The organism is Sphingomonas sp. STIS6.2 (genome assembly GCF_000732685.2).
Classification (GTDB): Bacteria; Pseudomonadota; Alphaproteobacteria; order Sphingomonadales; family Sphingomonadaceae; genus Sphingomonas; species Sphingomonas aerolata.
On sequence record NZ_JPDP02000006.1, the window covers coordinates 17,109 to 27,906 of the forward strand.

The 10,798-nt window shown below is 66.8% G+C and carries 11 protein-coding genes; 6 read left to right on the forward strand and 5 right to left on the reverse strand.

Features of this window, described 5'->3' with window-relative positions:
• Window positions 1-92 precede the first annotated feature (92 nt).
• The gene (locus tag sphst_RS00985; protein WP_031394046.1) at window positions 93-1,040 is read left to right on the forward strand and encodes a phytoene/squalene synthase family protein; all 948 of its coding nucleotides are present in this window, start codon (window positions 93-95) and stop codon (window positions 1,038-1,040) included.
• Window positions 1,041-1,184: 144 nt separating this feature from the next.
• Here sphst_RS00985 and sphst_RS00990 read toward each other — a convergent pair whose 3' ends face one another.
• Window positions 1,185-1,415 carry a hypothetical protein gene (locus sphst_RS00990; protein WP_031394047.1) on the reverse strand — a complete coding sequence of 77 codons (231 nt, stop codon included), beginning with the start codon at window positions 1,413-1,415 and terminating at the stop codon, window positions 1,185-1,187.
• Between the two features lie 121 nt (window positions 1,416-1,536).
• Between sphst_RS00990 and sphst_RS00995 the strand changes: the two genes are divergently transcribed.
• The 4 genes from sphst_RS00995 (at window position 1,537) to sphst_RS01010 (ending at window position 6,158) form a co-directional block, all read left to right on the forward strand.
• Entirely contained in the window at window positions 1,537-3,366 is a 1,830-nt protein-coding gene (locus sphst_RS00995) for an ABCB family ABC transporter ATP-binding protein/permease (protein WP_031394048.1), read from the forward strand.
• 187 nt (window positions 3,367-3,553) lie between these two features.
• Window positions 3,554-5,323 (forward strand): DNA helicase RecQ, encoded by a 1,770-nt coding sequence (gene recQ / locus sphst_RS01000; RefSeq protein ID WP_107045030.1) that lies wholly within the window; start codon window positions 3,554-3,556, stop codon window positions 5,321-5,323.
• Entirely contained in the window at window positions 5,320-5,748 is a 429-nt protein-coding gene (locus sphst_RS01005) for a TIGR01244 family sulfur transferase (RefSeq protein WP_031394698.1), read from the forward strand. Before recQ ends, sphst_RS01005 begins: the two co-directional genes overlap by 4 nt.
• Window positions 5,745-6,158 carry a hypothetical protein gene (locus sphst_RS01010; protein WP_031394699.1) on the forward strand — a complete coding sequence of 138 codons (414 nt, stop codon included), beginning with the start codon at window positions 5,745-5,747 and terminating at the stop codon, window positions 6,156-6,158. Before sphst_RS01005 ends, sphst_RS01010 begins: the two co-directional genes overlap by 4 nt.
• Window positions 6,159-6,284: 126 nt before the next feature.
• Here sphst_RS01010 and sphst_RS01015 read toward each other — a convergent pair whose 3' ends face one another.
• The 4 genes from sphst_RS01015 to sphst_RS01030 all read right to left on the reverse strand — a co-directional run bounded on the left by sphst_RS01015 (window position 6,285) and on the right by sphst_RS01030 (window position 8,929).
• Window positions 6,285-7,637 carry an ammonium transporter gene (locus sphst_RS01015; protein ID WP_031394700.1) on the reverse strand — a complete coding sequence of 451 codons (1,353 nt, stop codon included), beginning with the start codon at window positions 7,635-7,637 and terminating at the stop codon, window positions 6,285-6,287.
• Between the two features lie 27 nt (window positions 7,638-7,664).
• Entirely contained in the window at window positions 7,665-8,003 is a 339-nt protein-coding gene (locus sphst_RS01020; protein WP_031439291.1) for a P-II family nitrogen regulator, read from the reverse strand.
• A gap of 171 nt (window positions 8,004-8,174) precedes the next feature.
• Window positions 8,175-8,375 (reverse strand): putative signal transducing protein, encoded by a 201-nt coding sequence (locus tag sphst_RS01025; protein ID WP_031393861.1) that lies wholly within the window; start codon window positions 8,373-8,375, stop codon window positions 8,175-8,177.
• On the reverse strand, window positions 8,372-8,929 hold the full coding sequence (locus sphst_RS01030) for a pyridoxamine 5'-phosphate oxidase family protein (RefSeq protein ID WP_031439289.1): 558 nt from the start codon (window positions 8,927-8,929) through the stop codon (window positions 8,372-8,374). Before sphst_RS01030 ends, sphst_RS01025 begins: the two co-directional genes overlap by 4 nt.
• Before the next feature lie 141 nt (window positions 8,930-9,070).
• Between sphst_RS01030 and sphst_RS01035 the strand changes: the two genes are divergently transcribed.
• On the forward strand, window positions 9,071-10,798 hold a 1,728-nt coding region (locus sphst_RS01035), incomplete at its 3' end, for a TonB-dependent siderophore receptor (RefSeq protein ID WP_107045031.1).

The following is a 10,798-nucleotide window of genomic DNA, read 5'->3' on the forward strand; positions in this document are numbered from 1 at the left end:
GGGGGACGGGGATTGGCCCGCGCTACGCGTCGTTACACTCGCTTTCCCACCTGGACCCCGGCCATCGCCGGGGTGGTAGTAAAGGTGGCGGCATGACCTCCCCCACCCCCACCCGCGAAGCGATCGTCGCGACGGCGAAGGAGTCGATCGCGCGCGGATCGAAGAGTTTCGCGGCCGCCAGCCTGTTGTTCGACAAGCCGACGCGCGAACGGGCGTGGCTGCTCTATGCCTGGTGCCGGCGGTGCGACGATATCGCCGACGGGCAGGATCACGGGCATGGCATGACCGTGGTCGACGATGCCCCGGCGCGGCTCGTCACGCTGTCGGCGATGACAGAGCAGGCGCTGGCGGGCGAGGTCGTCGGCGAGCCCGCATTCGATGCGCTGCGGATCGTCGCGGCCGAGACGCGGATGCCCAAGCGGTTCGCGCGCGACCTGGTCGAGGGCTTCGCGCTCGATGCGCGCGAGTGGCGACCGCGCTCCGAAAACGACCTGTACAAATATTGCTACCATGTCGCGGGCGTTGTCGGCTGCATGATGGCGATCGCGATGGGCGTCGATCCCGATGACGAGGACACACTCGACCGCGCCTGTGACCTGGGAATGGCATTCCAGCTCGCCAACATCATGCGCGATGTCGAGGAGGATGACCGGGTCGGGCGCTGCTACCTGCCCGAGGACTGGCTGGTCGAGATGGACTTTCCGCCGGGCCAGCACATGAAGCCGCCGTTCCGCGCGCGCCTCGCGGTGCTCACGAAACGGATGGCGGACCGCGCGGCGGCGTTCGAGGCGAGCGCACGGGAGGGCACGCCCGCGCTATCGTTCCGATCGGCCTGGGCCGTGCTGTCCGCGGCCGGTATCTATGGCGCAATCGGACGGGCCGTCGCGGCGCGTGGCGAGCATGCCTGGGATCACCGCGTTACGACGTCGGGGGCGCAAAAGCTGGGATTTATCGCGAGAGCCGCGCGGGAAGCAGCGGCGCGGGAGCGGCTGTATCCGCGTATGCCGCGCGATTCGAGGCTGTGGACACGGCCGCGGTAGATCCGGCCCTAGCACATTCAGCGTCTGTCCCTGCCCCTTCCGTTCGCCCTGAGCGAAGTCGAAGGGCCTCCGTTCGGGGCCTGTGCTTCGACTTCGCTCAGCACGAACGGGAGGGGGACGGGCAGTGCCCCCCACAGGAGCGGATCAGCCCCGAATCCTGACCTTGCCTGTCACGGCGATCTGCGCACCCGCGGTGCGGCAGTTGGCGCCGATCATCGGATAGGGGACGTCGGTGTTCCGCGCGAGCTGATCGGGAAGCGCCGCGCGGCACTGCGCCATCGTTTCGTAGCGCGCCGGCACGACCCGGGCCTCGGTGCAGTTCATATTGCCGTCACTGCAACCCATGATGGCCATGACGTAGAACAGCGGTTCCATTTCATTCTCCAGTGGATCGCCGTGCCCGGCGTTGGACACGGTATGAAAAGCGACGAAGTGGCAGGATTGTTCCGTCAACCGCTTTCGCCGGGGCTTGACCACGCCTACATCACCACCAGCAATGCCCCCTGATACCTACACCTCCACCCGCGCGGACCAGCCGTTGCTGCCGACGCTCCGCCGCTTTCTGCCATTCCTGTGGCCGGCGGGGCAGCCGAAGCTGAAGGCGCGGATCGTCGTCGCGATGCTGCTCGTGATCGCGTCGAAGCTGGTGCAGGTCTTCGGCGCGGCGTTCACGCTGAAATATGCGGTCGATGCAATGGCGGGGAACGACCGCGACGCGCTGACGCTCGTCGTGCTGCTGGTGATCGGCTATGCGGCCTCGCGATTCGGGACGACGCTGTTCGACAATCTGCGCAACGCAGTGTTCGAACGTGTAGGACAGGACGCGTCGCGGCGGTTGGCCGCGCAGGTGTTTCGCCATCTCCATGCGCTGAGCCTCGATTTCCATCTGTCGCGCCGAACGGGCGCAGTGACCAAGGTGGTCGAGCGCGGGACGAAGAGTATCGATACGATGCTCTATTTCCTGCTGTTCAACATTGCGCCGACGCTGTTCGAACTCGTGCTGGTGCTGGGTCTGTTCTGGACCAAGTTCGGCTGGCCGCTGGTCGTCGCGACGGTCGTGATGGTGGTCGGCTATATCGCGTTCACGCGGATGGTCACCGACTGGCGCAATGCGTTGCGGGCACGCATGAACGACCTCGATACCGGTGCGGTCGCGCATGCGGTCGATTCGCTGCTGAACTTCGAGACGGTCAAGTATTTCGGCGCGGAGGAGCGCGAGGCGAAGCGCTACGACAGCGCGATCACCGCCTATTCCGAAGCCGCGGTAAAAAGTGAGAATTCGCTCGCATGGCTGAACCTCGGCCAGGCGCTGATCACCAATCTGATGCTCGCGGGCGGCATGGGCTTCGTCGTGTGGCGGTGGAGCCGGGGCGAGGCGTCGGCGGGCGACGTGGTCTTCGTTTCCACGCTGCTGGCGCAGCTATTCCGGCCGCTCGACCTGCTCGGCATGGTGTATCGCACGATCCGCCAGGGCGCGCTCGACATAGCGGCGATGTTCAACCTGATCGACACGCCCGCTTCCGTGGTCGACGTGGCCGACGCCCCCGTACTGGCGGTCAGCGCGGGTCATGTCCGGTTCGAGAATGTCTCGTTCGGTTATGATGCCGGGCGGCCGATCCTGCGCGATCTCGAACTCGACGTGCCCGCGGGATCGACGCTCGCGGTGGTCGGACCGTCGGGCGCGGGCAAGTCGACGCTCGCCCGGCTGCTCTACCGCTTCTACGACCTGACGGGCGGGCGGATCACCGTAGACGGACAGGACATTGCGCAGGTCCGCCAGGCATCATTGCGCGCGGCGATCGGAATCGTCCCGCAGGACACCGTGCTGTTCAACGACACGATCGGCTACAACATCGCCTATGGCCGTGAGGGGGCGGAGATACCCGAGGTCGAGACGGCGGCGAAGGGCGCGGCGATCGCGGGGTTCATCGAACGCCAGCCGCTGGGCTATGCGACGCGCGTCGGCGAGCGTGGTCTGAAGCTGTCGGGTGGCGAGAAGCAGCGCGTGGCGATCGCACGCACGCTGCTGAAGAACCCGCCGATCCTGATCCTCGACGAGGCGACGTCCGCGCTCGACAGCCGCACCGAGGCGGAGATCCTCGACACGCTCGAGGCGATCGAGCGCGGTCGCACGACGATCGTGATCGCGCACCGGCTGTCGACCGTGGTGCATGCCGACCAGATCGTCGTGCTGGAGGCGGGGCGGATCGTCGAGAAGGGCACACATGCCGAGTTGCTGCGGCGCGAAGGTGTCTATGCGGAGATGTGGAACCGCCAGGCGCAGGAGCGCGCCGGCGATGACGCGGGGGCGCTCGCGGCGGAATAGGGTCGTCCCACCATCTTCCACCCCGGCGAAGGCCGGGGCCCAATTGGGAGACGGTAATCACGACGGACTGCGCACCGTTATCGCCGCCTTTCCAACCGGACCCCAGCCTCCGCCGGGGTGGTGTACATCAAGCGATAAGACCCGCGCTATCCTCGACATCGCAGCGGGGATCGCTACCTAGACGGCGATGGCACTCGACCCCCTTCCCGATCTCCAGCGCATCTTCGGCTTTCCTGATTTTCGTGGCGTGCAGCGCGATGTCGTCGACCGCGTGCTTGCGGGGCAGCGGACGCTGGCGGTGATGCCGACCGGAGCTGGCAAGTCGCTGTGTTACCAGCTGCCGGCGACGATGCTCGAGGGGACGTGCGTGGTCGTGTCGCCGCTGATCGCGCTGATGCACGACCAGTTGCGTGCCGCGACCGCGGTCGGGATCAAGGCGGCGACGCTGACGAGCGTGGATACCAACCGCGAGGAGACGATCGCGCGGTTCCGGGCGGGCGATCTCGACCTGCTCTACGTCGCGCCCGAGCGGGCCTCGAACGAGAGTTTCCGCAATCTGCTGTCGCAGGCGCGGATCAGCCTGTTCGCGATCGACGAGGCGCACTGCGTCAGCGAATGGGGGCATGACTTCCGCCCCGACTACCGCCTGCTGCGGCCGCTGCTCGACAGCTTTCCCGACGTGCCGCGGCTCGCGCTGACCGCGACGGCGGATGCGCACACGCGCGCGGATATCCTCGAACAGCTGGGGATTTCGCGCGAGGGGCTGATCGTGTCGGGGTTCGACCGGCCGAACATCCGCTATGCGATTTCGGCGCGCGATAACGTCAACCGGCAGATTGCCGACATCCTCGAGAAGATCCCGGGGCCGGGGATCGTCTATGCGCAGACGCGCGCCGCGACCGAGAAGCTGGCCGAGGCGCTGGGGCGCAGCGGGCGACCGACGCGCGCCTATCATGCCGGACTTGATCCGCAGATCCGTGCGAAGAACCAGGCGGATTTCGTCGCGAGCGAGGACATGGTGATCTGTGCGACCGTCGCGTTCGGGATGGGGATCGACAAGCCCGACGTGCGGTTCGTGGCGCATGCCGGGCTGCCGAAATCGATCGAGGCCTATTATCAGGAAACGGGGCGCGCGGGGCGCGACGGCGATCCGGCGATCGCGCATCTGTTCTGGGGCGCGGAGGATTTCGCGCGCGCCCGCCAGCGGATCGGCGAGGTCGAACCCGAGCGGCAGGCGGGCGAGCGCCAGCGGCTGACCGCGATGGGCGGGCTGGTCGAGACCGCGGGGTGTCGGCGACGGATCCTGCTCAAGCATTTCGGCGAAGAGCGGCTCGAGGATTGCGGCAATTGCGACAATTGCCTCGGCAATGTCGATGCGGTGGACGCAACCGAGACCGCGCGGAAATTCCTGTCGGCGGTGTTCCGGACGGGTCAGATGTTCGGCGTCGGCTATATCGAGGGCATCCTGACCGGCGTGTCGAGCGAGCGCAGCCTGATGAACGGGCATGAGGCGCTGTCGGTCTACGGGATCGTCGAGGGCGACGAGGTGGCGCTGTTGAAACCCGTATCGCGCGCGCTGATGCTGAAGGATGCGCTGCGGACGAACCCGCACGGCGGCCTCGAATTCGGGCCGGCGGCCAAGGCGATCCTAAAGGGCGAGGCGGCGCTGTCGGTGATCGTGCCGCCCAAGCGCGAGCGGCGGCGCAAGACTGCACCGGGGGCCGTGCCAAACCCAGTCGACGATCCGCTGTTCGAGGCGCTGCGCGTATGCCGCCGCGATCTGGCGAAGGACGCGGGCGTTCCACCCTATGTGATCTTCCACGATTCGGTGCTGCGTGACATGGCGGCGCAGCGACCCGCGTCGCGGGCGGCGCTCGCGGTGCTATCGGGCATTGGCGCGCGCAAGCTCGACGCCTATGGAGATGCCTTTCTGGCAGTTATCCGCGAGTCCGCATGATCCGGCACATCAACGAAAGCATTTCGGTCGCGCCGCAGATCGCGGTCGAGCACGTCGCGGACATCGCCGCGGCGGGGTTCAAGACGATCGTCAACAACCGTCCCGACGACGAGGATGCGGGCCAGCCTTCGGGCGACGCGATCCGTGCGGCGGCGGAAGCGGCCGGCCTGAACTATGTCGCGATTCCGGTGACGCATGCGGGCTTTTCGCATCCGCAGATCGACGCGATGACCCAGGCGCTGACCGAGGCCAAAGGCCCCGTCCTCGCCTATTGCCGGTCGGGCACACGGAGCTGCAATCTGTGGGCGCTGGCCGCGGCAAAGGCGGGGCGCAATCCCAACCTGTTGCTCGCGCAGGCCGAGGACGCGGGCTATGACCTGCGCGGTATCCGCCCGATGCTGGACGCGCTCGCAGGGCCGCGATGATCCCGATCGCGCTCGGCCCCGCGGTGATCGGGGCTGCGGTCGCGGCATTGGTGGCGTCGGTCGGCGGTATCGGCTGGGCAACGGCCCGGAAACGGCGCGTGATACGGATCGAGACCGCCGAGGAGGCCGCCGAGGCGGCGCAGGCGCAACTACCGGGCTTTGCCGTGTCGGGCGCGGTCGTCGGCGCCGATGGGCGCGGCGCGCTCGCGGTCGCCGATGATGGCCGTGTCGCCGCGGTCAAGCGTGTCGGCAAGCGGATCGCGGTGCGCGAGGTCACCTGGCGGACGGTGCGCGCGACGCAGGAAGGGATCCTCGTCGAGACCGGCGACCGGACGCTCGGCGCAGTGATGCTCTCGCGGGTCGACGTGCTCGATATCCGGCGGCTGGCGCCCAGGAACATGGGCGTCTAGCGGCCACCCTGTCGGCACCGCGATCGACACGCAAAAAAAGACCCGGTGCGTTGTGCGCACCGGGCCAGGTTGTCCGCAGGAGGAACATCGTGGGTGCGGGCTCGGGCGGCCCGCTACCGAACAGGATCAGTTATAGGCACGCTCGCCATGCTCGCCGATGTCGAGACCCTCGACCTCGACTTCGGGCGAGACGCGCAGGCCGGTGACCGCCTTGGCGATCAGGATCGCGATCACGGTGCCGACGGAGGCCCAGATGATCGTGACGAGAACCGCCTGGATCTGCACCAGCAGCTTGGCGCCGATCGCATAGTCGGCGGCACCCGGGCCACCGAGCGACGGGGCATAGACCACCGCAGTGCCGATCGCGCCGACCATGCCGCCGATGCCGTGGATGCCGAACGCGTCGAGCGAGTCGTCATAGCCGAGCAGCGGCTTGATCTTCGACACCGCCATGAAGCAGATCAGCGAGGCGATCGCGCCCAGCACGATCGCACCGAACGGGCCGGAATTGCCCGCCGCCGGCGTCACCGCGACCAGCCCCGCGACAATGCCCGAGCAGAAGCCGAGCGCCGACCCCTTGTGACCCGACAGCCGCTCGGCGAGCATCCAGAACAGTGCTGCCGACGCGGTCGCGACGAAGGTGTTGATCATCGCCAGTGCAGCCGACCCGTTCGCCTCGAGCGCGGAGCCGGCGTTGAAGCCGAACCAGCCCACCCAGAGCAGCCCGGTGCCGATCCCGGTCATCACCAGCGAATGCGGCGCCATCGGCTCCTTGGGATAGCCGATCCGCTTGCCGAGCATCAGTGCGGCGACCAGCGCGGAAACGCCCGCGTTGATGTGGACGACGGTCCCGCCCGCGAAATCGAGCGCGCCGGCCTTGAAGAAATAGCCCGACGCGGCCCAGACCATGTGCGCGATCGGGAAATAGACGATCGTCAGCCAGACCAGGCCGAACACCATCACCGCGGAGAATTTCATCCGCTCGACGACCGAGCCCAGCACCAGCGCAATCGTGATCGCGGCGAAGGTCATCTGGAAACAGACGAAGACATATTCGGGGATTTCGACGCCCGCGGTGAAGGTCGCCGCCTGCGAGGCGGGGGTGATCCCCTTGAGGAACGCCTTGTCGAGGCTGCCGATGAAGTTGCTGAGCAGCGGATTGGTCACGTCGGGACCGAAGGCCAGCGTATAGCCCCACATCACCCAGATGAGCATCGCGAGTGCTGCGACCGCGCCGATCTGCGTCATGGTCGAGAGCATGTTCTTCGACCGGGTGAGACCGCCGTAGAACAGCGCGAGACCCGGCAGGATCATCATCAGGACGAGGATCGTCGAGGTCATCATCCAGGCGGTATCGCCCTTGTTGACGGTGGCGACGACAGGCGCGGCCGCGGGTGCGACGACCGTCTGCGCAAAGGCGGGCGCGGCGGCGACCAGCGCGGCACCGAACCCCAGAACCGCCGCGGCGGCTGTCTTCATGTCATGCTTCATCGTGTCCCCCTCCCCTCAGAGCGCCGAGTCGTCGGTTTCGCCGGTGCGGATGCGCACCGCCTGGCTGACGTCGACCACAAAGATCTTGCCATCGCCGATCGCGCCGGTGTTGGCGGATGCCTGGATCGCCTCGACCACGCGGTCCACCAGGCTCGTCGCGCACACGACCTCGACCTTGATCTTGGGCACCATGTTGGTCGTGTATTCGGCACCGCGATAAATCTCGGTCTGACCCTTTTGCCGGCCGAACCCCTTGACCTCGGTGACCGTCATGCCCGCCACGCCGAGCGTGGTGAGCGCTTCGCGCACCTCGTCGAGCTTGAACGGCTTGATGATGGCAATGACGAGTTTCATCGCGCCCCTTCCCCTTTTTACGTCGAACACAACGCAACGACCGTGCCAGTTTACCGGCAGGGTGCGGGACGGGGCGGGGACGGCGTGCCGGGCGCGCCGGGCCGTTAGAAACTGTGCAGCGCGCGACGATTGCCTTAAAAACGGGCAGCGCGTCGCCGGAAGATTATTCGCTCAGCGGTCGGAAATGATCGCGCGTGCCTCATCGAAATCGTCCGCGTCGACCATCACGCGGACCGGGATCAACAGATCACTGCCGTCGCCGATCGCCATGTCGCCGTCGAACACGATCGCGGCGATGCCCTCGCTTTCGAGCCGGCCGGCGATGATCAGCGCCTCGTTGCGGCTGTAGCGGCCAAGCTCGGCGAGACTCATCGGGCTGCACCGGGCGCGACGGTCGGCACGCGCGTCGGCAGACCGTCGATGCTGCGCGGATGCTCGGCCCATTCGGCGAGCCGTTCGGCATCGCTCTGCCCGGCATGATATTTGGACAGAGTCTGGCGTTCGCGATCGAGCGTCATCACGGGCACGCCCCATCCGCAGCTCGTCTGCACTTGGTCGACCGCGATCTCGAAGATCTGCCGGGTCCCCGGCAAGGGCGTGAACTGCGCATAGAGCGCGTCCCAGCGATCGTCCTGCGGCAGCACCGCGGTGCCGTGGCCATAGATGCGGAAGATGAGCGCGGGGCGGTCGAACGCGCAGAACATGATCGTGATGCGTCCGTCGGCGGCGAGATGCGCATTGGTCTCGTTCCCCGAGCCACCAACGTCGAGATAGGCGACGGTGCCAGCGTCAAGAACGCGGAAGCTGTCCATGCCCTTCGGGCTGAGGTTGATCCGCGCACCCTCGGCCGCGGTCGCGACGAAGAACACGGGCTGGCGTTCGACGAACGCGCGGTGCGCGTCGGTCAGGGCGGGGAAGAAGTCCATGGCAACACCCTATCAGGACCACCGCTCAGACGCGAACGGTGAACCGCTTTTCCAAGCCACTGAAAACGCGGTTTGCGAATCGGTCGCAACGCTATTGCAAATCAGTCGCGACAACAGTAGCGAGCCGGAAAGGGGTTTTTCATGTCCGATCGTCGCTTCGCCCGCCTGCTGCTCGCCGGCACCATTCTCACGGCCGCGCTGCCCGCAACACCGGCCTGGGCCACGTCCGCCCCGGAGGACACGACCCCCAACGCATCTGTGGCAGCGGCAACAAGCCCGAACGAAACCGACGCGTCCGAGCCGCAGGATCATGGCGTGATCGTCGTGACCGGCGAGAAGGCGACGACGATCGCGTCGTCGGGGACGAAAAGCGCGACGCCGATCGTCGAGACGCCGCAGTCGATCAGCGTGATCACCGCCGCTGACATTGCCGGGCTGGGACTGCAGAACCTCAATCAGGCGCTGCGCTTCGTTGCGGGCGTGACCCCCGAGACGCGTGGCGCATCGGCGGAAGTGTACGACCAGTTCAAGCTGCGCGGGTTCGACGCACCGGTCTATCTCGACGGGCTGCGCCAGTTCGGCAGCGCGACCGGCTATGCGGTGCCGCAGGTCGACGTGTCGCGGCTCGATCGGGTCGAGATTATCAAGGGCCCGGCCTCGGTGCTCTATGGCCAGTCGAGCCCGGGCGGTCTGGTCGCAGAGGTCAGCAAGCTGCCGCTTGATCGCGCAACCTATGGTGCGGTCAGCGGCACCTATGGCACCTACGACCTGTACCGCGTCGACGCCGATATCGGCGGGCGCGCGGGGAACGACGTGCTGTGGCGCATCTATGGCAGCGCGAACGGCGCCGACGACCAGCAAACGCAGGGTCAGGGCAAGCGCGAGCGCCAGACGATCTCCGCTGCGGTGACCGCAGGCGCAAACAGCAGGACGAGCTTCACGCTGCTTGGCGCCTATTCGCACGATCCCTATAACGGCAATTACGGCGTCTTCCCCGCGCTCGGCACCCTGATCGACAACCCGGCGGGCAAGATCTCGACGAAATTCTACGGCGGCGAGCCGGGCGATTTCTTCAGCCGCGAACAGGCGGCGCTGACCTATATCTTCAACCATGATTTCGGCAGCGGCTGGGCGCTGCGGTCGTCGGGTCGCTATCAATATGTGAAGAGCAATCTGGGGATCGTCTATACCGGCGGGCCGGCGCTCGATCCGTTTGCGACGGCGCCGACCGTCTATGGCCGCTACTCCTATTCGACGCGCGAACAGCTGAACAACTGGACGTTCGACAATCAGCTGACCGGCAAGGTTGTGACCGGACCGCTGACGCACAGCCTGTTGTTCGGCGTCGATCGGCAGGTCGCGCATTCGGCCGGACTCTCGGCCTTTGGCGGCGCGTCGCCGATCGACGTCTTCAACCCGGTCTACGGGACGATGCCGACACCGCAGTCGCCGTTCGTGGTCGCGGGCTACGCCTTTGACGGCAGCCTGGCCCGCGTCGATTCGGCCAATGTCCGCCAGCGCCAGCAGGGGGTCTATGCGCAGGACCAGATTGCGGTCGGCGGACTTCGCGTGACGCTGAGCGGCCGCCAGGACTGGGCCCGCCAGGAACGCAACGGCAAGGCGCAGAAAGACGAGAAGTTCACCTGGCGCGCGGGTGCGCTGTACCTGCTGCCGTTCGGGCTGGCGCCCTATGCAAGCTACTCGACCTCGTTCCAGCCGCAGAATGCGGAACTGCGCGATGGCAGCCCCCCGAAGCCGTCGCTCGGCAAGCAGATCGAGGCGGGGGTGAAATATCAGCCGACCGGCACATCGATCCTCGTCACCGCAGCCTGGTTCCGGATCGAGCAGACCAATGTCGTCGTGTCCTAT